The sequence below is a fragment of the Priestia sp. SB1 genome (assembly GCF_038898415.1).
Genome location: NZ_JBBJSS010000006.1, coordinates 224,789 through 245,882 on the forward strand (window position 1 = coordinate 224,789; position 21,094 = coordinate 245,882).

Sequence of the window (21,094 nt, forward strand, 5' to 3'; positions counted from 1 at the left end):
ATCAAAATTTTTTAATCCATTATAATCGATTGGTTATTCTACTTTACCCGTCCAGTCACGCATACCGGGAACCACGTTAATTAAATGTTTAAATCCTTGCTTTTTCATTGTTTGGCCTGCCATTTCACTTCGTCTTCCAGAGTGGCAAATAATATAAATTTCATCTTCTTTATTTAACTCATTGAAACGTTTTTCTACTTCACCAAGCGGAATGTGAACTACGCCTGGAATATGAGCTTCATCGTATTCTTCTACTTCACGAACGTCTAAAATATGAAGATGTTCATCATGCTCTACTTTTTTCGCAAATTCTTCTAATGAAATTTCAGGAATTGGCGTTACGTTTTCTTCAGCTCCGCCTTTACGAAGAAAGTGGTGAAGAACGTCACCTGCTGCCTCGGTACCTAAATACTCATGACCTGTGCTTTTTGCCCACGCTTGTAAGTCAGCCGTAGAGCCTTTATCCGTTGCTTGAATTTCTAGCACTTGACCTGCTTCTAATTCATTCATTTTCTTCTTTGTTCTTACGATTGGCATTGGACATGCTAACCCTTTTGCATCTAATACGAAGTTTGCTTGCATCATTTCTTTTTCCTCCTTGGTTTAAATACTAGTAGGGGTATATTTTTATCTAAAAAAATTAGACCGTTTCCCCTTTCCACTCCATCATGCCGCCGGTCATATTCGTTACACTGTAGCCTTTCTGCTCAAGAAAACGAGCTGCCATTCCGCTTCTGCCACCAGAACGACAGACAACAATATAATTCTTTGCTTTATCTAACTCATGCATACGGAATTCCAATAAAGGAAGCGGAATATTTAACGCGTTTGGTATTTTACCTATTTTTACTTCCTCTACTTCACGCACGTCTAAAATGTGAATTTGTTCTTGTTTTTTTACTAATTGTTCTACTTCTTGTGCTGCTATTGTCTTCACTCTGCGTCTCCTCCTTCTTGATTTATCTCCACGTATTCATGCCGCCTTTAACGTTGGTAATGGATATAAAACCTTGCTTTTTCAACAGCTTACTTGCTTTCATACTTCTCACTCCGCTTTGACAAATAACGACTACTTCTCTGTCTTTTGAAAGCTGACCTGTTTGCGCTGGCAATTCTGATAAAGGAATATTTCGAAACCCTTTAATATGTTTGGTACGAAATTCATGTGGTGTTCGCACATCGATAAACTGGTTATCTTTATTTTTTAACTTTGCTTTTAACTCCGTTGTGGCTATTTGCTGAATACCTTTTACTGTTGCAAAACGCTGATACAGAAACCACAATAGAAAAACGATAATAAGCGCATTGATAATCATATTGACCCTCGCTTCATGAGCTATCTTTTAGATGAATAAGTTTACGTTTCCGTTTTCTGCGTCGGCTAAATACGCCGCTACGCCTGCATATTCAATATTATCTAGCAGCTCTTTTTCCTGTAACCCTAGAAGATCCATCGTCATTGTACAAGCTACTAGCTTAACGTCTTGTTCCTGTGCCATTTCGATAAGCTGCGGCAGCGTTAGGGCATTATGCTTTTTCATGACATTTTTAATCATTTTAGGTCCCATACCTGCAAAGTTCATTTTAGATAAGCCCATTTTATCCGCACCGCGCGGCATCATTTTGCCAAACATCTTTTCTAAAAATCCTTTTTTCACCGGCACCATTTCTTCTTTACGAAGCGCATTCAATCCCCAAAACGTATGGAATATCGTCACTTCATGGTCATAAGCAGCCGCTCCGTTAGCAATAATATAAGCTGCCATCGCTTTGTCATAATCACCGCTAAATAATACAATTGTTGTTCGTTTCTTTTGCTCAGTCATGTTGTTCCTCCTATTACCCTATGGGGTATATTTAATTCTAAAAAAATTAGCTCTTTTGAATGTAAAAGATAAATGTGCTTCCTTCTTCTTTAAAATCAATAAGCTCGTGTCCTGTTGATTTTGCCCAAGCTGTTAGATCACTTTTAGCACCTTTATCTGTCGTTTGCACTTCTAATACTTGGCCTGTTGTTAAAGTATCCATTGCCTTTTTTGTTTTTACGATTGGCATTGGACACGCTAATCCTTTTGCATCTAAAACTTGATCAATTTTCATAATGATTATCTCTCCTTTTATATACATATACCTGTAAGGGTATATTATATTAAATAATGATATTCGTCAACCTTAAATAAGGTGACAACGATTAACGACTTTTCACTAACAGCTGTACAGCTTCTTTCACTAACCCTTCCGTTGGCTCTCCTTGCTCCAGGCTTTCTCTGACGCACTGTTCAAGATTACTGCTCACAATAACTCCCATTGTGCGATCAATGGCACTTCTTGCAGCAGATAATTGAGTCACGACGTCTCGGCAGTCTTTTCCTTGTTCCATCATGCTAAGCACGCCTTTTAACTGCCCTTCGATTCGGCGCAGCCGATTTTTCACTTGTTGGTTATACTCCATAATCGAATACCCCTTTCTTTCCTTTACGTTGACACTTACACGCTGCTAACTCATAGCTGCGCACTTGAAAACCTCTTTTTCGTAAGAACCGTACGCCTAAATTTAATTCCACTCTATCTCCAGCAATCAGATGAACGCTTCCCTGTGGAATTTCTGAATAAAAGCGTTTGAGATACGCATACGGAATAACTATACTAATCGAATCATGAACTTCATGATAATGACGAATATCTACAACCGTTCGCCCAAGTTCTTTTGCTTCAGATTCCCGTATGCACTGTATTCCTTTAACTGGATAATAACGTCTGTATGCAATAAATAAAGTAGCAAGCAACAATACTGCTATATAGAGCATAACAATCACCGCCTTGCTATTGAATTGATGTTGTTTACACGCTTTATATTATACCCCTATAGGTATATTGTCAAGCGAGAAAATTATATTTAATTTTACTTATTTACATGAATCCTTTCATACGAATCAATCCACTTTATACACCTTAGGAATCATGAATGTTTTCTTTAATCTCCTTTACTGTGTGTACCCCCTCCCCTATAGACCAAACAGACTTTTCCGTTTTCATGCATCACCTGGGCTCATATAAATGACTAAAAAATAAGCTTACTGCACCATTCACCATCTGCGCACAAAAGGTCCAGTTCTCCTTGGGAACTGGACCTTTTGTGGTAAAAAGCTGATTAGCTTTGATGATAAATATTATGCCATTGATTCCACGAACTGTGTGGATGCTGCTGGTGCCACTGATTCCATGGCACATATGGATTTTGCTGATGCCACTGATTCCACGAACCGTGCGGATACTGCTGATGCCACTGATTCCAAGGTGTGTATGGATGTTGTTGATGCCATTGATTCCATGTGCCGTGCGGATACTGTTTGTGCCACTGCTCCCAAGGGACATGAGGATGTTGCTGATGCCATTGATTCCACGTGCCTTGAGGATGCTGATGATGCCATTGTTCCCATGGAATATAATGTTGCTGTCCTTGATGCATATTTCGTCAACTCCTTTTCCTTTGCCACATCATATGTTCTTTTTAGAATTTAGAGCTTATCTATTTTAAAATATAGGCGTTTGATTAATTATGAATTAAATTACGTATTTCTTCTCTTTACTTATAGGCATGAGCTCTTGTTTTACAAGTGGAAGCACGTATTTATCTAGAAGTATAGAATGAATATTTCTTATCATTCACCTTATTGCTAATAATATTTCTTTAAGGGATCTGTGTTTTTTGGGATGCATTTGTCTTCCCATGAAAAAAACACCTTCTCATTCGAGAAGGTGTTTTGCAATTAACCTACAATATTATAGCCAGCGTCTACGTGTACGATTTCTCCTGTTACGCCGCGTGAAAGGTGGCTCAGTAATACAACCGTCATGTCGCCAACTTCTGCTTGCGTTACGTTACGCTTAAGAGGTGCTTTTTCTTCAACTTTGTGAAGAATTTGGTTAAAGTCAGAAATGCCTTTTGCTGCAAGCGTACGAATTGGGCCTGCTGAAATCGCATTTACGCGGATATTGTCTTTTCCTAAGTCTAATGCTAAGTATTTTACTGAAGACTCAAGTGCTGCTTTCGCTACGCCCATTACATTATAGCCTTCAACTGCACGTTCTGCACCAAGATAGCTCATTGCTACAAGAGAACCGCCTTCTGTCATAAGAGGTTTTGCTGCTTTCGCTACAGCGATAAATGAATAAGCGCTTGTGTCTTGAGCAAATGCATATCCGCTTCTTGACGTATTAATAAACTCGCCGTTTAGATCTTCTGAATGAGCAAACGCAACAGAGTGAATCACTCCGTGAACTGTACCTGCTTCTTCTCCGATTTTTTTGAACGCTGCTTCAATGCTTTCGTCACTGTTTACGTCACATTCAGCAATTAATGATGCTTGAATTTCATTTTTTTCTAAAAGCTTGTTCAATTTTCCTAGTGAACGTTCTTTACGGTATGTAAAAATTAAGTTTGCTCCTACTTGATGAAGGGCTTTTGCAACACCCCAAGCAATACTTCGGTCGTTGGCAACTCCCATAATCACAATGTTCTTGTTCTTTAATTGTAATAAATCTTCCATAATATCCTCCAAAAAAAATTAGTCATCAATGATGACTAATAGGTAATTGTATAGCTTTATTATAGCACAAAGATGCGCTTAGTTCCTAAGAGTCTTATGAATTAACCGATTTTACTCTATAAATAATCTCCTATTTATCCGAATCCTGCAGCCATGCTTGCGTTGTTTCAGCAAATTTTTTGGCTGCAGGTGAAAGATGATAACGAGTAGCTAGACCAATCGAACGGTAGCTATCCACTTGAAACGGAATCGCACGCAGCTCTTGCGGGATTGAATCCAAAAGCATTTCAGGTAAAATACTAATGCCTAAGTGATACGTAATCATCGATAGGATAGCACTTTCATCCATTAATTCAAAGCGAATTTCAGGCTGAACCCCCTGTTCTTCAAACAATTGCTTAATATCATGATATCCGCCGTATGTCGGCATAATAAACGGTTCTTTCTCTAAATCTTTAAAGGAAACGTTTTTTTGATGATACAAAGCACTTTGATTTGATACGACACACAGCAGCGGGTCTTTTTTTAAAGAAATAATATGAAATTGACTTGAATGCGTAATGTTAATAAAGCCGCAGTCTATTTCTCCGCTTAGCAGCCACTGTTCAATTTCAAGGTAGTCGCCTTCCTTGAGCTGAATTTGAATCTCAGGGTAGTTTTTTTCCATCAGCTGAATAATTTCAGGAAGCCATTTGGTCGACACGCTTTTAAAAATACCGATTTTAATGGTTCCTTTTGCAAGGCCTAAGAGACTGGCTGCTTCTTGATGAACTTTTTCATTTTCTTGCAGAACCTTTCGAATGGCAAGCAGCATCGTTTCGCCTTCTGTTGTTAAGGTAATACCCGCTCTGTTTCGATTTACAAGCGGGAAGCCAAATTCCGATTCAAGATTTGTAATGGCATGGCTGACCGCTGACTGCGTTAGCGCCATCGCATCTGCCGCTTTTGTAAAGCTTCTCACTTCCGCTACTTTGTTTAAAATTTCATATTTCACTAAGCTCATTTTATCCCACCCCAACATGAATTTAATTCACGTTCATCATTATAAAGATTCATTTTATTAATATCAAATTCCTTTGTATACTGTGGGTACATGATAAAAAATGGAGGGTTGAACGTGAGTTACCGCACACGAGCAAATATGATGATGATTGGGGTAAACGTATTTTGGGGTATGTCGTACGTGTTTATGAAAATGGGGCTGAGTTCACTCGGATCATTTACCATTATTGCGCTTAGATGTTTGATTGCTTTTTTCATTGCCGGGCTGTTTTTTCATAAGCCTTTACGGCAAATCACGCGCAAAACGATTTTATCATCCGCTATTTTAGGCTTTTTACTGTTTTCAGTTTTTTCATTTGTTACGTTTGGCGTCAGCATGACGTCTGCTTCAAATGCCGGATTTCTTGTCAGTTTAACGGTCATTTTTGTTCCATTGCTCAACTGCGTGTTAGTGAAGAAGCTTCCTTCTTGGCCGATTGGGCTCGGAATCATCACTACCCTAACCGGTATAGGTGTGTTAACTTTAAAGCACTCCTTTTATATGAATACGGGTGATGTACTTTGCATCGGAACCGCACTATGTTATGCAGTTCACATTACGCTGACCGGCACGTTTACGAAAAATGAAAACCCAATTGCTCTCGGCATTTTACAGCTAGGGTTTGCTGGATTATTTGCACTGATTTGCAGCTTTTTATTTGAACACCCCAGCATTCCAACTACGTTATCATCATGGATTGCGATTTTAGGTCTTGGCGTTCTTTGCAGCGCGATTGGATTCATTTGTCAAGCCATTGCGCAGCGCTACACAACTCCTACTCACACAGGACTTATTTTTGCAACAGAGCCTATTTTTGCTGCGCTGTTTGCCGTTCTCTTTTTGCATGAGCTGTTTACGCTTAAAGACCTTGTTGGTTCTATTATTGTGATTGCGGGGATTTTAATTGCTCAATTAGACGATTTACTATTTAAAAAAAGAGTTCATTACCAAGAGACTTTGCCAAAGTAAAAGCCGCTAGATAAGAACCTAGCGGCTTTTGTTATGAAGCTAAGATATAAGATTTCTTATAGCAGCCCCAACACTATTTCCACTTTTCTTTTAATAGATGCTAGTATTTTTTAAACTATATTGCTATTCTAGATAAAAAATAAGTCTAGGTGAATGACTGTGAAGCTTATTAAACGAATACTCTCAACTATCACTTCATCGATATGCGGCGGTGCAGTTTGCATAGAAATATTTGAATTAAATTCTCTTGGCTATACAAGTATAGTAGATTATTTATCGACTTTGCTTATTGGTGTGTATCTTACCGCTCCATTTATTATTATAGTAGGCATCCCTTGTTCAATAGCGATAGCAAACATCATGAAATACATAGCTTCATTTCAAATATTAATTGAACTAATTCTATATCTTCTTTTCGGTATCATGGGAGCACTCGCCGTATTAGCTTTATTTTTGCTAAGTGACGGAATATCGGCTTTTAGTCTCTTTCCGCGAATCCTTATTGTAACGTTGAGCTGTTCACTGCCGTTTGGGCTATCATCTATCTTGATAAACAAGCTATCTAAAAAGACAGTCTATTATTATACATAGACCGTCTTTTTAGATGTTTTGCTACAGACACATCGCTATCGTTCATTACACTAACCGATATGATTTTGCATAATAGCACAACTTACACCCCATATGTATAAAACTTTTTATCTACGTTCATCACCGGAAAATTGGCAGGCAGCTTTTCTTTCTCTATACTTTGAAAGCCATTTTTCTCATAAAATCGATGCGCAGACCTATATTGTAAGGTGGTTCCTAAGTATATTCTTTCCACTTCTCTCTCTTTTGCCCACCCGATGGCTGTATGCAATAAACGGTGAGCTGTTTTGAAGGTGGCTCCTCTATAAGGTTTGGCTACAAACATTTTCCGTAGCGCTACTTGGCGGCTTCCAATGTCTATTAAAGCTACGCTTCCCACTACTTTTTCGTTGCAAACAGCAACCCAAAAGTTTCCGTTGCCCTGTTGATAAAAGCTTTCGATTTTAAATAAATCGGGCTGATCTTTCTCCGTTATTGGAATGTGATATTCTTGCTGCTGAATAGGAAGAATTAAGTCCACTACTTCTTGTTGATACTTACTAGCATATGGCTGAATGATGATACTTTCACTCAAAACCTCCACCGCCTCTAATCAGTTTACTCCACCTTATTTTTGACTGTTTTTAATACTGCACAACCTATGTTCATTATAAAACCAATTACGGCACCTGCAAGAATCGATATCACACCTACAGCGATAAAATCGCCTTTAGTCGGCTGAAATAAATTCATGGAAAGCAGACCAAACATAAAAAGCATTGGAATAAGATAACTCAGCATCTTTTTCAACTTAGCACCTCATTTCCTTATTTCTATAAACCCTGTAACCATTTTATCGTATATTAATTTCCTATTTATTACAATCTTTATCTTCTTTCATGTTTTTATCAAAGAAATGAAAAAAAGTGCCTGCCTCTCGTTCCTTAGTAATTGAGAGACGGGCACTTTTTTATAAAACATGACTCGTTGCTTGTAAAAAGAACTGAGACTGTTCGTAGTTATATGTCACTTTTGAAAAGTCAAACGGCTGGCCGTTCGCTAAGTGAAAGAGTGTTTCAATAAATAATTTAGGATCGCCTTCTTTTAATCCTAAGTACTTTGCTTCTTCTTCGTTCAGCTTGCCGACGTGAAGATATAGATCAGAAAACCCGATTTTTAAGCCAAGACCTTCTTTAATGTAATGAAAAATAGACTGAGAAACAATTTCGTTATTTAAGTACGTAACGATGGACTTATTATAAAACGATTCTTCCAGACAAAGCGTCTGGCCGTTAATATACCGTACTCTTTTTACATAATAGACGTCGCTATTTTCTTCTATGTTTAAATTTAAAGCCGCTTCTTGCGTCGGTTTCCGTACATCTAGCTCAATTACTTCCGACGTTAACTGAAAATCTTCAAGTTCACTTGTAAATCCTTGATTGGAAAGCAAGCCAATATAGCCTTTTCGTTTATGACGACGGACAAAAATGCCGCTTCCTCTTACTTGAAAAACAACGCCTTTTTTCTCTAATAGATCTAAGGCCTTTGTTACTGTACTTTTACTCGCCTCAAATTGTGCCATCAGCGTTTCTAATACCGGCAGCTTGTCTCCTTGCTGAAGCTTGTGTTCTTCAATATAGGTTTCAATTTCAATTGCAATTTGTTGGTATTTGATCATAGCTATACCTCTTTACTGAATTTGTCTCAAGAATAACACGATTATACCATAATCTAACTCCATCCCATAAACTTAAATTATTTATTGATTATTATTTTATTTGGGTATTGATAAATTGTATCGGTACAATTATACTGAAAGCGTATACTCAACAAGGGGGTTGAACATATGGGAGGGAAAATTAGAGATTATCACAAGCTTGCAGCAGATATTTTAGATGCAGTAGGCGGCGAAGAAAATATCGTAAGCGCTACACGCTGTGCTACGAGGCTGCGAATTGTATTAAAGCGCTCGAAGCCAGAAGCCAAACGTAAGGTATCTTCTATGGCTGGTGTCATTACGGTTGTTGAAAACAGCGGGCAGTTTCAGGTCGTTATTGGACAGCACGTAGGAGACGTTTATGAAGAGTTTGCTAGTTTAGTAAATTTGGATACAGCAGAGGAGCAAACTGAAAACAAAGGCACGATTTTAAACCGTGTGATTGCTACAATGTCCGCTGTGTTTGCACCGTTTGTATACATCTTAGCAGCGGCAGGAATTTTACAGGGCTCGTTAATCTTAATTAATTTGTTTTCGGATAGCTTTGCCAAAACGGGCACCTATCAAGTATTAAGCTTTATTTCGTGGGCACCGTTTGTTTTTTTACCTATCTTTATTGCCATCACAGCATCCAAGCATTTTAAAACCAACACCTACATCGCAGTGGCGTGCTGTGCCGCATTAGTCAGTCCAACATGGGCAGAAATGGCGGCCAAAATTGCCGACGGAAGCAGCATTTCGTTTTTAGGTCTTCCCTTATCCGAAACAATCTATACTTCTTCTGTTTTACCGCCTTTATTTTTAGTATGGATTTTGTCTTACCTTGAAAGGTTCCTAAACAAGAGCATTCATGAAGTGGTTAGACCGCTGTTTGTTCCGTTTTTATGTATGGTGATTATGGTTCCTATAACGATTTTACTCATTGGCCCCGTTACAACGATGGGAGCTAACGGAATCGCTCACGGCTATAACTTTTTAGCTGAAAACGTACCTGCCTTAGCTGGAGCAATCATTGGCGGCTTCTGGCAAATTGTTGTTATCTTTGGAGTACATTGGGGAATTACGCCGATGGTGCTTGCAAACTTTGATTTAAACGGCAGAGATTCATTTCAAGCGTATCAAACAATTGCCGTAGTTGCTCAAGTTGGAGCGGTGCTTGGGGTTATTTTAAAAGCAAAAAGCCAAGAAGCACGTAAAGTAAGCGTATCAGCCGGAATAACAGGATTATTTGGTATTACAGAGCCAGCTATCTACGGCGTAAACTTACGTTTTAAAAAGCCGTTTATCTTTGGATGCGTTTCAGGTGCTATTGGTGCCGTTGTAGCAAGTTTCTTTCACCCATATTACTTTGCTTACGCAGGATTGCCTGGACCGTTGACCATTGTAAACGGTATTAGCCAAGACTATCCGATGTCAATCTGGGGAATTTTAATTGGATGTGCTATTGCGATTATTCTTCCAGTTGTGCTTATTCAAGTATTTGGCTACGGAGAAGACGCAGCAAAAGAAGCTGCAGCTGCTCCTTTAAACGAAGTAGCTGTCAGCAACCCGAACGAAAATGAAGAAACGATCAGCGCACCGTTTAGCGGGAAAGTTATCCCACTTTCTAGCGTACCGGACGAAGTATTCAGCTCAGGTGCGATGGGAGAAGGATTAGCGATTGATCCTTCAGATAACAAGCTTTATGCACCTTTTGACGGAACTGTAGTCATGGTAGCACCAACGAAGCATGCCATTGGCCTTCGTTCAGAATACGGCGTTGAATTACTTGTTCATATTGGATTAGATACCGTTACGTTAGACGGCAAGCCGTTTACCCTGCACGTAGAAGACGGTGTAAAGTTTAAAAAAGGCGATTTACTGATTGAATTTGATAAAGAATTTATTGAAACACAAGGGTTACAAACGATTACACCGGTTATTATCACAAATTCAAACGCTTACCGAGAAGTAATCGTTGAAGATGTTGAAAATAGCGGACTAAATCAAACATTATTTACCGTAGTGAAATAAGGAGGAACTAACAATGACAAAGATGCCAAAAGATTTTTTATGGGGCGGCGCATTAGCAGCTCATCAATTTGAAGGTGGATGGAATCAAGGCGGAAAAGGACCGAGCGTAGTAGACGTTATGACTGCAGGTGCGCACGGTGTACCGCGACAAATCACTGAAACAGTGGAAGAAGATAAATTCTATCCAAATCACGAAGCGATTGATTTTTATCACCGCTACAAAGAAGATATCGCACTGTTTGCAGAAATGGGCTTAAAATGTTTGCGAACGTCTATCGGCTGGAGCCGTATTTTCCCTAAAGGCGATGAAGCTGAGCCAAACGAAGAAGGACTAAAATTTTACGACGATGTATTTGATGAACTGTTAAAGCACGGGATTGAACCGGTTATTACGCTGTCTCACTTTGAAATGCCTCTGCATTTAGCTCGAGAATACGGCGGATTTAGAAGCCGAAAAGTGGTAGATTGCTTTGTGAAATTCGCTGAAGTTTGTTTCGACCGCTATAAAGACAAAGTCACGTACTGGATGACGTTTAATGAAATCAACAACAAAATGGACGTAAACAATCCTCTATTCTTATGGACGAACTCAGGCGTTTCTGTAAAGCCTGGTGAAAATGCAAAAGAAGTGATGTATCAAGCGGGACATCATGAACTTTTAGCAAGCGCTCTTGCCGTATCAAAAGGAAAAGAAATCAATCCAAATTTCCAAATCGGAGCAATGGTGTCACATGTGCCAATCTATCCGTATTCTTCAAACCCTGAAGACGTGATGTTAGCAGAAGAAACAATGAGACAGCGCTACTTCTTCCCTGACGTTCAAGTTCGCGGCTATTACCCGAGCTACGCGTTAAAAGAATTCGAACGAGAAGGCTATCACATTCCGTTTGAAGAAGGTGACGAAGAAATTTTACGAGACGGAAAAGTAGATTATTTAGGCTTCAGCTATTACATGTCCACAACGGTTAAAAGCGACGTTGAAGCTGATAATACGGGTGATATCGTAAACGGCGGATTGCCAAACGGCGTAGCAAACCCTTATATCAAATCAAGCGATTGGGGCTGGTCGATCGATCCAACGGGCTTGCGCTATACGTTAAATCGTTTCTACGACCGCTATCAAATTCCGCTATTCATTGTAGAAAACGGATTTGGCGCCATCGATACGGTTGAAGCAGACGGTTCCATTCATGACGCATCGCGAATTGAATATTTAAAATCGCACATCGAAGCGTTAGAAAAAGCTGTAACGTACGATGGTGTTGATTTAATGGGCTACACGCCGTGGGGAATTATTGATATTGTTTCTTTTACAACAGGCGAAATGAAAAAACGATACGGGATGATTTATGTCGACCGTGACAACGAAGGAAACGGATCGATGGAGCGCTACAAAAAAGATTCCTTTAACTGGTATAAACATGTAATTGAAACAAACGGTGAAGAACTATAAGAAATCAGAAAAGCCGGTTTCCTGCGTGAAGACACAGGAAACCGGCTTTTTTAAATGTAAAAATAAATGCAAATACGTTATCTCGGTTTATCTACTAGCTGCGTTTGCGCAATTTCTGTTTGCTTAATTCCCGCTCGTTGAATTTCATCAGCAAACGATTCATGTTTCAGCGTTTTGATTACCTTTTCGCTTCCATCTCGAAGAGTATACACTCTAAATTCATACATACTCTGCCCTCTCCTTTAAGCTATGATTGATGCGATTCATTAGATGCGCTTCTGTTCAAAGCAACTCCTAATAGAGGTTACTTTTTACTCTTCTTTACTTTACCCACTTTTTAGGAAACTAGACAAAGAGATTTGCTCTGACGCGATAAAAGAAAAAGCCTTTGCCGTAAGCAAAGACTTTTATCTATTGAATATTATTGTTCAAAGATGGTTCCTTTTTTGAACTTTGACTGTTTAAAAGCAAATTTCGTTAAAAGAATATACGCAACTCCTGCGACTACTACTCCTATAATCCAGCCTAAATCAACTTCAATAAACGCAGCGCCTGCACCGATGAGCATCGCAAGCAAAGCGCATGGATTGTAGCCGGAAAATGGCCCTTTTTCTTGATACAATTCCTCTACATTCACTTTTTGCTTCCGTAAAATATAGTAATCGACTAGTAAAATAGAAACAATCGGCCCTAAAAAAGCAGAGTAAATCAAAATGAACAAACCAAGACCTGCAGCTGATGAATCTTGAACAAGCACCCAAGGGAACGAGCAAAAGGCAAGCAGCCCGGTAATCGTAACCGCTACTTTATAGTTTGCTTTTGTCAGCAGCGTAATGACATACGTAGGCGGAATAATATTTGCCACCATGTTTACGGCAATCACGCCAATCACAATAAATGCTGATACAGCAACAGTGATATACGAATTATCGACTACAACCGCGAACGCTTTAACTGGATTGGAAATACCCGTAGCAGAAGCAAGCATAGCCCCGATTGTAAGAACAAATCCGTAGGCTACTAGAATTGGTGTAAAATATAAAAATCCGCGTTTCTTGTCGCTAATGCCTGGCTTTAGCTCTCTGGAGTAATCGGCTGCGCTTAGGAAAATCGCCGCATAATTACCCATAAACATCATGATGAAAGAAAAGAACGGAAGTCCCCACGAGCCTTTTGTATGTACCCACTTCTCTGCTACTACCTCACTATGAGACGTTAAAAGAACACCAAATACATACACAAGACCAAGCAATATAATGATCGACGCAAGCATCTCTACCCATTTAACCGCGTGGAAGCTGTACAGCGAAAGAACAATTTGCAGCAGTTGAATGATAATAAAACAAAGAATAAGATTGTCAAAAGCCCCTTTGCTCACAATTTTACCAATTTCGTTTAAAGCTGTACCGCCTGTCCAGCTTTGGAAACCATACCAAATGATAGCTGGAATACCTCGTAAAAGAGACGATATAACGGAGCCTTTTATGCCAAAAGACATTCGAAGCTGCATCACATACGGTATACCCGTCCTGTAGCCAATTCGATCGTTTAACACAAAAAAAGTAGAAATAATACCAATAGCAATAATGGCTGCCACAAACGTTTGAAAAAGATTTAATACCGCTGTACCCGCAATTACTAAGCTCGCACCAAGCGTCATATTTCCTAAATTAACGCCGTCTCCAATCCACATAAACATATAGGCCAGTGGAGTTAGCTTTCGATCCGCATCCCTTTTTGGCTTTAGTGACGGATCAAGCCCCCTATCTTGATGAGAATGCACCTCTTCTATAACGGAACTTGTTGCATTTGTAGACACTATATACTCAACTCCTTTTTTATGATGTTTCCCCTCTTACTTCTAACATTAGATGTAACTTAACTTAACATGTACATAGTGTATACGAATTTTAACGCAAGTTCATCATTATTTATGTGAATTTTCTGATATTAATTTGTGCGATTTGACTAATTTTTGATCTCAGCTCGCAACATACAGAAGTTGATGATATTAAAAAATCCAAGCGCTTACAATAAGCGCTTGGATGAGTCACTCAGTATTTATTTTTCACAGGCAATGTAGTCTTTATCTCGATCTAGCTTTGTATTGGCATCATACAGTGCTTTTGAAACATACGGTTTGTACTTTGTTTTGCCGCCTTTATTCTTTACATTAGCCGTACGAGCTACGCCGCCTTTGTAGTCTTTGTTTAATTCGGTACAGTTTTTGTAAGATTTAGCTGCCGCATCTACGTTTGAAACCGTGCCAAGAGATACGCTTGTTAATAAACCGAAAGATAGAACAATTGGAAAAATCTTTTTCATAACAGATACTTCCTTCCTATATTTTGTCTCATTAATAATAGAATGTTCTATCAATCTTTTTTTTACATTTAAACTACTATTATCCAATTTTTTATTTATAAGTAGCTTTAAGAGCCTTGACCGCTTGTTTAGCCGCTTCTGCAATCAGTTTATCATGATACTCCGCATCTTTTTCCGTACGATCGGAAAGGATCGCAAGAACAATTGGATCTCCATTTGGCGGCCAAAGAATGGCAATATCATTTCGCGTCGCGTAGGAGCCTGCGCCTGTCTTATCAGCTACTTCCCAGCTTTTTGGCACGCCCGCTCGTATCAAGGCATCCCCTGTCGTATTTCGTTTCATCCAATCCGTTAAAAGTGCACGTTTGTCTTCAGGAAGTGCCTGTCCAAGTACATACGTTTGAAGACTTGAAGCAAGTGCTCTTGGTGTACTTGTATCGTGGGTTTCTCCTGGATTCACTTCATTTAAATCCGGCTCAAACCGCTCAGGCAGCGTTACATCGTCTCCTATATTTTCTAAAGCTTCTTTAAATCCGTCCGGTCCGCCCAGCTGCTGCAGAATTAAATTCCCTGCCGTATTGTCGCTGTAGCGAAGCGATGCATCCGCGAGCTCTTTAAGGGTCATGCCTGTATCCACGTGTTTTTCTGTAATAGGGTTATAGTTCACAAGGTCATCGCGCGTATAAAAGATTCGTTCGTTGAGATCTTCAATTGATTTCTGCTGTAAAAGTGCACCGACAGCAAGAGCCTTATGGGTAGACGTATAAGCAAAACGCTCGTCCGGGTGATACGTTACCGTTTTATTTGTACCGGTATCTAATGCATAAATGCCAAGATTCGCATCATATTTTTCTTCAAGCTTAGCAAACTCTCGATTACTTTTAGTTTCTTGTTTTTGACACTTCACCGTTTCAGCCTGTACTCCGCTGTTTGAAAAGCCTACAACCGCCGCGCATGATAGAGCCAGTGCAGGCATCATTTTTTTAAGCTTTGAAGTGTAAAACATCTCTTTCCATCTCTTCATTACCTTTCAACACCTTTCCAAAAAGTATTTAGTATGTAGTCTCTTAGGTAGAGGTTACCAACAATTCTATTTTATCAATTGTTTACTCTCACAAACATGATAGTTTTATCACATTTATATAATAAAGTACCCGATAATGAAGAATAACTAGCATACCTCCTATTAATAAATTTAAAATACCGGCGGCGTAACGGAAAATAAAATAACGGCTTTCTCATCAAACGGATTGTCCCATTTGTGTTTCAGATGAGAAGGAATTTTGACGCTGTCTTCTTTTTCTAGCACGTATACTTCCTCGTCCAAATACACTTTAATTTTCCCTTCTAAAACGTATGCCACTTCCTCCCCTTTATGTGCTAAAGGAGTTTCAGATGAAGACATCATGGGAGGGACTTCCATAATCGCCGTAGCTAGATTTCCAGTAAAATCTGGTGATACTAGCGAATACGTGAGCTCTTTTACCTTCATCGTTTTACGCTCGTTTGACCGTACGACTAAATGAGAGGTATTTATGTCTTCAAGCAGAAAGCTAAAAGTAGGCACGCCGAGGCATTTAGCTAAAATCTTAAGCGTTGAAATAGACGGATTAGCTAACCCTCGTTCAATTTGACTTAGCATAGACGGCGTGACATCCGCTAATTTTGCTAATTCACGACTGCTTAGTCCCTTTTCTTTTCGAAATTTCTCTACTTTTTTTCCAATATCTATGTTTTCCATGATGATTCCTCCGTAAAAGATGTTTAATTAAATTTAATTTCATTAAATTAAACTTAATAAACAGCGTTGCTTATGTTAAATTATATTTAATAAATAAATTATAATTTAATACTATCACAGCGAGGAGGAAGAAAAAAATGAACGACATCTTGACCTTTTTGGTTCTCACATTATTTGTAATTATGAGCCCTGGTATCGATACGGCTCTTATTACCAAACGAACGATGGCAGATGGACAAACGGGCGGCTATAAAATGGCATTAGGCTTAGCGAGCGGCTCTTTAGTTCATACGCTCGCCGCCACGTTTGGTTTATCGGCTCTTCTCCTTCAGTCAGCTCTTGCATTTGAAATCGTAAAATACGCAGGAGCCCTTTACTTAATGTACTTAGGGATCTCTGCTTTCCTTTCCAAAAAAAGCAATATACCTTCTTCTGAAAAAGAGGAGCAGTCAAAAGAAACGTCCGCTTTTCGTCAAGGCCTTGTCTCAAACGTTCTTAATCCAAAAGTAGCGGTATTTTTCTTAACTTTTTTACCTCAATTTGTTCAAAGCAATCAAAACGTAACGCTTCAATTGCTTCTTATGGGAATAACGTATACGATCCTTGCGATCACGTGGTTTTTCGTATTCGTCTTTTTTATTAACTATTTACGAAAATGGCTTACAACACCTAGCGTGCAGCGTTTTATGGATAAAGCAACGGGCGTCGTGTTAATCGGGTTTGGATTAAAGCTCGCTTTTGAAAAACATAAATAACAAAAGTAAGTTAGTTGAAGAAAGTTCCGAATGAGTTTGATTTTTGATGGAGAATCAAATTCGTTCGGATTTTTTTATTAATAGGGTAAATGCAGGTGCTTCTAGCCGTTGATTGAAGGGCAAAACGAAGACTCCTGCAGGAAAAGCGGAATAGGTGAGACCCCGCAGGAGCGTAAGCGACGAGGAGGCTCAGCGGCCGCCTGGGGAAAGCGAAGTCTTGCACGGAAATCAACAGACGTGTAACAAGCGATTCATACTCGATCATTTATCTCAATTGTTATTTATGCACGTCAGGTTCATAAAGATAGACTTTAAGATCAAGTCTTCCATCCGAAGAAACGAGTATTCCTTCCGCTTCGAGTGAAAGTTTTTGGACAACATGCATTTCTTCGTCTTTAAACCCAATTTCTCCTTTGGAATTGATGACTCGGTGCCAGGGGAGATTATGTTTCTTACTCATCGAGTGCAGTACTCGTACAACTTGTCTCGCACCTCGAGGGCTTCCAGCCAGGCGGGCAATTTGTCCGTATGTCATGACTTTTCCGCGAGGAATTTGTTTAATAAGGGCTACTGCTCGCTCTGTAAAACTCATGCTGTCCCTCCTTTTATTGTTTAGTACAACATTACCATAATTAATAAACCGTGAAGTAATCACTCGATTTTTCTTCAGCAACATTATAAGATAATACATAAGAAGTACGCTCATCATTGTGCAACATTCTTCAGGTAAATGCTTGTATTTCCTATTCTTCAACTAGCAAATCTTTGCGCGAGTGGCAGCTTATCCCTTATTTATGACACTGTGATTATAAAAACGTTACAGAAATCAACACAGCAAAGTACGTAGAAGCGTTACATGATAAGATAAACAGTAGATACTAGTACAATTTCAAATTGATGCTGACGAATAAGTAATCATTTAAAAAGTGGTGAGAAAATGACAAAATGGCTTAGTGTAAAAGAATTATCTGAAGAAACGAGTATTCCTACTTCAACTATCAGAAGATACATAGATAAATTCGAAGATTTCTTTATACAAAAAGAAGATCATCGACCAAAACAATATGAAGCTGCAGCTGCGACCGTTTTACTGAAAATTAAGCAGCTTTATGATGAAGGCTGTCAAGCAGAAGAAATCAATGAAGCGCTGCAAAAAGAATTCTCTTTGACTACAAGCGAGGATCAAGCTGCCGTGTCTCTTGACGAAGACAAAGAGGACACAGCAGAAGCAGCTGACCAGCCCGAGGCCGATGACCAGCAGCCGACACCTCCCGAACAGCCGGTACAGCCTTCACCCCAACAAGAGCCTGATACAAAACAAATTCTTCAGGAAAAAGATAAGCAGCTTATTCAATCTTTGCGTAAAAGTCTGCGTGAACAGCAGGCCATTTCAGAATTAGTAGAAGCTTCAAAAGAAAGCAGCGTAGTAGGTAAAAAGAGATCGATTTTAAAACGATTATTCCAACGAAAAAAGGACTAAGTTTATAAACAAGCCTAGGCCATGAAGCATCTTTATTTCTGATCATTAAATTTATGTAAAACAAAGTTTCTAAACTGTTTAACAGCCGGTGATAGATATCTTCCTTCAATCCATGCTAGTCCAATGACTCGGTGGCAGTTGGCCTTAGCTAATGGGATTTTCACTATTTTGCTTTGATCGATTCCGTGTAAATCTGGAAGGATAGAAATTCCTAAGCCGGCTCCTACTAGTCCCGCTACGGTATCAGCTTCCTCTCCTTCAAACATGATGTGAGGCATTCTTCCTGACTCTTCAAATAACTGCTCAAACGTAAGACGAAGAGAAAAGCCTTCTTTTAAGTGAATAAATGATTCCTCAGCAATTTCTTCTAGTGCAATACATTCACGATCAGCATACCGGTGATTTTTCGGTACGATTACAAACAGCTCTTCACTCCAAAGATGCTGCCATTTAATGAACGATTTCTCTTCCATCGGCGCAATCAAACAAAGATCCAGTTCGCCGAGCTCCAGCTGTTCAAGAAGCACGTGCGAAGGACTTTGCCTCAGCTGAAAATTCACCTTAGGATATAAACTGCGAAACGAAGCGATTAAATCTGGAATCAAATCCGTGCTGAGCGTATGTAAAAATCCAAGTGACACCTGCCCTTTTTCAGGATCTAGCAACGCTTGAATTTCCTCTTGTCCTTTATCAAATTCTTTCATTATGTTATCTACACGCTTTAAAAAAACTTTACCATATTGATTTAATATAATGGAACGTCCTTGCCGATCAAATAGCGGTGCTCCTACTTCCTCTTCAAAACGAGCGATTGAACGACTGAGCGCAGGCTGCGTAATTAACAGCTCTTCTGCCGCGCGCGTCATATGCTGCGTACGTGCTAGCGTTTGAAAATATTTAAACTGCTGCCACTCCACTTTGTACCATCTCCTTATTAACCGTTCTATCCATTACATAGATGTATGAAAAATATGATTATAATGAATTATACATTATAAATAGCAGGTGTTACGATAAAAAATGGAAACATACTCGAGGATGTTTTTAGTTCATCTTGATGACTGCTGTATACGGCTCTTATTAAAATTTTATACTCATCATTTTCTAGCAGAAAGAAGAATTTGTCCTGAAACGTAAGGGAATTATTAAAAAGCTAACTAAGATATCATAGTAACTACACAGCAAAAAGACCCTTCTATCACACTAAAAGAAAGGTCTTTTTTGAGAATCTAAAACACATTTTTTCTTGTATGTACCCCTTAAAGTAGACTTTTTTAGAATTTAACTCGTTCTACTAACTGCAGCAATTCTTCATTTGGTCCGTGAAATAAAATCATACGGCCACCTTCAAGCGTTGGCTGAGGCTCAGATGATAAAAATTCAATTCCTTTGCTCTTATAATGTTGAATCGCCTTATTTATATCCTCTACCGTAAAGGCAAGATGGTTAACAATCCCGCTTTTGGTATACTCGCCAATCGGATCAATATCTCGAATGAGCTCAATTTCAATACCCGGCTGTTCTTCAAGATACAAAAAAGCCATCTCTCTTTTTTCGGTAGAGCCTTGAAGGCGAACTTTAAAGCCAAACATATCCCCGTAGTAGTGAATCGTTTCATCCATATTTCTAACAATAATTGCCGTATGTTCCATTTTCTTAATCATTCATCTTCTCCCTTTCCCCATGTTTAGTAAGTACAAGTAAACTATACAACAATTTAGGCAATATGTATTTACATATAGTAAGGGAATTCAAGCACTCTATCAATGAGTCGGCTATGAGTTGAAAAATAACAAACAAAAAAACAAACCCCATTGGTTTGTTTTGGTTACATAATTATAGTTAGACTCTGTTTCAACAACGTTCGATAAGCCATGTTTTGTACCTTTGTACTGCAAACGATTTTAATCTCGTACTCAGGCGGTAATCATCTATCTACGATTACGCATGTAACCGTCCGTCTCTCCGTTAAATTCCTTCAAGACAGTTCCCCTACCATTGTTTGGGTTTCTCGCTCGTGGGGTTTACCGCGTTCCACCTTTGCTGTTTCCAGCAAAGCTTCGTCACTGTGGCACTTTCAGGGATACTCGACCCTATCCGAGGACTTAGGTGGTTTTTCCCGCCGTCAGCTAAGCTATAAGCCAAGCTGCCCTAGCTTATTTTTTCACTAGGCACGAACACTACGGGCATTTCAGCACCGTGCGAGCATGGACTTTCCTCTACATCAAATGATGCAGCGATTACCTGAACGTTGTTTCAGATCGTGTATGAGTAGTATATGCGTTTTAATAAGCCAAATCAAATGTAACTTTTGGAACGGATTCCAATTCAATTTTTACAGCAAATTAAATAAAATAACTTGTTTCTGTACACTCTTTTTAGTAGATGAATCACCCGCAAATTCAAGAAATATTCTCTTCAGCCATTTCTACGAGGGATACTTTGTTTCTTTGTAGAATATTCTATACACCACACA

Annotated in this window: 28 protein-coding genes and 1 other RNA gene; 7 read left to right on the top strand and 22 right to left on the bottom strand. The window is 39.1% G+C overall.

What is annotated here, in order from left to right:
• Positions 1-33: 33 nt before the first annotated feature.
• The 10 genes from WKH56_RS22935 to WKH56_RS22980 form a co-directional block, all read right to left on the bottom strand.
• On the bottom strand, positions 34-585 hold the full coding sequence (locus WKH56_RS22935; RefSeq protein WP_063247416.1) for a sulfurtransferase TusA family protein: 552 nt from the start codon (positions 583-585) through the stop codon (positions 34-36).
• 55 nt (positions 586-640) lie between these two features.
• Positions 641-937 carry a rhodanese-like domain-containing protein gene (locus WKH56_RS22940; protein WP_221832507.1) on the bottom strand — a complete coding sequence of 99 codons (297 nt, stop codon included), beginning with the start codon at positions 935-937 and terminating at the stop codon, positions 641-643.
• A gap of 22 nt (positions 938-959) precedes the next feature.
• Positions 960-1,316 (bottom strand): rhodanese-like domain-containing protein, encoded by a 357-nt coding sequence (locus tag WKH56_RS22945; RefSeq protein WP_221832505.1) that lies wholly within the window; start codon positions 1,314-1,316, stop codon positions 960-962.
• Between the two features lie 27 nt (positions 1,317-1,343).
• On the bottom strand, positions 1,344-1,826 hold the full coding sequence (locus tag WKH56_RS22950) for a DsrE/DsrF/DrsH-like family protein (RefSeq protein WP_221832503.1): 483 nt from the start codon (positions 1,824-1,826) through the stop codon (positions 1,344-1,346).
• A 46-nt stretch (positions 1,827-1,872) separates the two neighbouring features.
• Positions 1,873-2,100 (bottom strand): sulfurtransferase TusA family protein, encoded by a 228-nt coding sequence (locus WKH56_RS22955; protein ID WP_028414566.1) that lies wholly within the window; start codon positions 2,098-2,100, stop codon positions 1,873-1,875.
• Between the two features lie 91 nt (positions 2,101-2,191).
• Positions 2,192-2,452, bottom strand: coding sequence for a metal-sensitive transcriptional regulator (locus WKH56_RS22960; protein WP_028409367.1), 261 nt, complete (start codon positions 2,450-2,452; stop codon positions 2,192-2,194).
• Positions 2,442-2,807 (bottom strand): sulfurtransferase, encoded by a 366-nt coding sequence (locus WKH56_RS22965; protein ID WP_221832501.1) that lies wholly within the window; start codon positions 2,805-2,807, stop codon positions 2,442-2,444. The genes WKH56_RS22960 and WKH56_RS22965 overlap by 11 nt, the downstream gene beginning before the upstream one ends.
• Before the next feature lie 344 nt (positions 2,808-3,151).
• Complete coding sequence (locus WKH56_RS22970; protein WP_045290693.1) at positions 3,152-3,469, bottom strand: hypothetical protein; 318 nt, start codon at positions 3,467-3,469, stop codon at positions 3,152-3,154.
• 301 nt (positions 3,470-3,770) lie between these two features.
• Entirely contained in the window at positions 3,771-4,550 is a 780-nt protein-coding gene (fabI, locus tag WKH56_RS22975; RefSeq protein WP_014459159.1) for an enoyl-ACP reductase FabI, read from the bottom strand.
• A gap of 130 nt (positions 4,551-4,680) precedes the next feature.
• On the bottom strand, positions 4,681-5,553 hold the full coding sequence (locus WKH56_RS22980) for a LysR family transcriptional regulator (protein ID WP_310883964.1): 873 nt from the start codon (positions 5,551-5,553) through the stop codon (positions 4,681-4,683).
• 114 nt (positions 5,554-5,667) lie between these two features.
• On the opposite strand from WKH56_RS22980, the gene WKH56_RS22985 reads away from it, so the two are divergent.
• On the top strand, positions 5,668-6,561 hold the full coding sequence (locus WKH56_RS22985) for a DMT family transporter (protein WP_310883965.1): 894 nt from the start codon (positions 5,668-5,670) through the stop codon (positions 6,559-6,561).
• Between the two features lie 159 nt (positions 6,562-6,720).
• Positions 6,721-7,152 carry a hypothetical protein gene (locus tag WKH56_RS22990; RefSeq protein ID WP_310883966.1) on the top strand — a complete coding sequence of 144 codons (432 nt, stop codon included), beginning with the start codon at positions 6,721-6,723 and terminating at the stop codon, positions 7,150-7,152.
• A gap of 82 nt (positions 7,153-7,234) precedes the next feature.
• On the opposite strand, the gene WKH56_RS22995 is transcribed toward WKH56_RS22990, so the two are convergent.
• The 3 genes from WKH56_RS22995 to WKH56_RS23005 form a co-directional block, all read right to left on the bottom strand.
• Positions 7,235-7,726, bottom strand: a complete 492-nt coding sequence (locus tag WKH56_RS22995) for a GNAT family N-acetyltransferase (protein WP_047750417.1) — start codon at positions 7,724-7,726, stop codon at positions 7,235-7,237.
• Positions 7,727-7,749: 23 nt separating this feature from the next.
• A complete protein-coding gene (locus WKH56_RS23000) occupies positions 7,750-7,932 on the bottom strand; it encodes a hypothetical protein (protein ID WP_223546684.1) in 183 nt (60 codons plus the stop codon).
• A gap of 169 nt (positions 7,933-8,101) precedes the next feature.
• The gene (locus WKH56_RS23005; RefSeq protein WP_014459154.1) at positions 8,102-8,812 is read right to left on the bottom strand and encodes a GntR family transcriptional regulator; all 711 of its coding nucleotides are present in this window, start codon (positions 8,810-8,812) and stop codon (positions 8,102-8,104) included.
• A 168-nt stretch (positions 8,813-8,980) separates the two neighbouring features.
• On the opposite strand from WKH56_RS23005, the gene WKH56_RS23010 reads away from it, so the two are divergent.
• Both WKH56_RS23010 and bglA read left to right on the top strand, forming a co-directional pair.
• Positions 8,981-10,864 (top strand): beta-glucoside-specific PTS transporter subunit IIABC, encoded by a 1,884-nt coding sequence (locus WKH56_RS23010; protein ID WP_028414577.1) that lies wholly within the window; start codon positions 8,981-8,983, stop codon positions 10,862-10,864.
• Positions 10,865-10,877: 13 nt separating this feature from the next.
• Entirely contained in the window at positions 10,878-12,317 is a 1,440-nt protein-coding gene (bglA, locus tag WKH56_RS23015) for a 6-phospho-beta-glucosidase BglA (RefSeq protein ID WP_310883967.1), read from the top strand.
• A 77-nt stretch (positions 12,318-12,394) separates the two neighbouring features.
• Here the strand turns inward: bglA and WKH56_RS23020 are convergent, their stop codons facing one another.
• The 5 genes from WKH56_RS23020 to WKH56_RS23040 all read right to left on the bottom strand — a co-directional run bounded on the left by WKH56_RS23020 (position 12,395) and on the right by WKH56_RS23040 (position 16,383).
• Entirely contained in the window at positions 12,395-12,544 is a 150-nt protein-coding gene (locus tag WKH56_RS23020) for a hypothetical protein (protein ID WP_013058052.1), read from the bottom strand.
• Positions 12,545-12,738: 194 nt separating this feature from the next.
• Positions 12,739-14,136: an NCS1 family transporter gene (locus WKH56_RS23025; protein ID WP_310883968.1), complete on the bottom strand. Its 1,398-nt coding sequence runs from the start codon at positions 14,134-14,136 to the stop codon at positions 12,739-12,741.
• A 242-nt stretch (positions 14,137-14,378) separates the two neighbouring features.
• The gene (locus WKH56_RS23030; RefSeq protein WP_243494908.1) at positions 14,379-14,642 is read right to left on the bottom strand and encodes an excalibur calcium-binding domain-containing protein; all 264 of its coding nucleotides are present in this window, start codon (positions 14,640-14,642) and stop codon (positions 14,379-14,381) included.
• A gap of 91 nt (positions 14,643-14,733) precedes the next feature.
• Complete coding sequence (bla, locus tag WKH56_RS23035; RefSeq protein ID WP_243494909.1) at positions 14,734-15,666, bottom strand: class A beta-lactamase; 933 nt, start codon at positions 15,664-15,666, stop codon at positions 14,734-14,736.
• A gap of 171 nt (positions 15,667-15,837) precedes the next feature.
• A complete protein-coding gene (locus tag WKH56_RS23040; RefSeq protein ID WP_243494910.1) occupies positions 15,838-16,383 on the bottom strand; it encodes a helix-turn-helix domain-containing protein in 546 nt (181 codons plus the stop codon).
• Positions 16,384-16,520: 137 nt separating this feature from the next.
• Here WKH56_RS23040 and WKH56_RS23045 point away from each other — a divergent pair, with 137 nt between their 5' ends.
• A complete protein-coding gene (locus WKH56_RS23045) occupies positions 16,521-17,138 on the top strand; it encodes a LysE family translocator (RefSeq protein WP_243494911.1) in 618 nt (205 codons plus the stop codon).
• Positions 17,139-17,246: 108 nt separating this feature from the next.
• Positions 17,247-17,381: a hypothetical protein gene (locus WKH56_RS23050; RefSeq protein ID WP_279401084.1), complete on the top strand. Its 135-nt coding sequence runs from the start codon at positions 17,247-17,249 to the stop codon at positions 17,379-17,381.
• 34 nt (positions 17,382-17,415) lie between these two features.
• Here WKH56_RS23050 and WKH56_RS23055 read toward each other — a convergent pair whose 3' ends face one another.
• On the bottom strand, positions 17,416-17,730 hold the full coding sequence (locus tag WKH56_RS23055) for an MGMT family protein (protein WP_034263833.1): 315 nt from the start codon (positions 17,728-17,730) through the stop codon (positions 17,416-17,418).
• A 345-nt stretch (positions 17,731-18,075) separates the two neighbouring features.
• Between WKH56_RS23055 and WKH56_RS23060 the strand changes: the two genes are divergently transcribed.
• Positions 18,076-18,618 (top strand): MerR family transcriptional regulator, encoded by a 543-nt coding sequence (locus tag WKH56_RS23060; protein ID WP_063247429.1) that lies wholly within the window; start codon positions 18,076-18,078, stop codon positions 18,616-18,618.
• A gap of 32 nt (positions 18,619-18,650) precedes the next feature.
• Here the strand turns inward: WKH56_RS23060 and WKH56_RS23065 are convergent, their stop codons facing one another.
• The 3 genes from WKH56_RS23065 to rnpB form a co-directional block, all read right to left on the bottom strand.
• Positions 18,651-19,535: a LysR family transcriptional regulator gene (locus tag WKH56_RS23065; protein ID WP_033580265.1), complete on the bottom strand. Its 885-nt coding sequence runs from the start codon at positions 19,533-19,535 to the stop codon at positions 18,651-18,653.
• A gap of 357 nt (positions 19,536-19,892) precedes the next feature.
• A complete protein-coding gene (locus tag WKH56_RS23070; protein WP_048019541.1) occupies positions 19,893-20,282 on the bottom strand; it encodes a VOC family protein in 390 nt (129 codons plus the stop codon).
• Between the two features lie 199 nt (positions 20,283-20,481).
• Positions 20,482-20,870: RNase P RNA component class B (rnpB, locus tag WKH56_RS23075), an RNA gene on the bottom strand.
• Between the last annotated feature and the right edge of the window lie 224 nt (positions 20,871-21,094).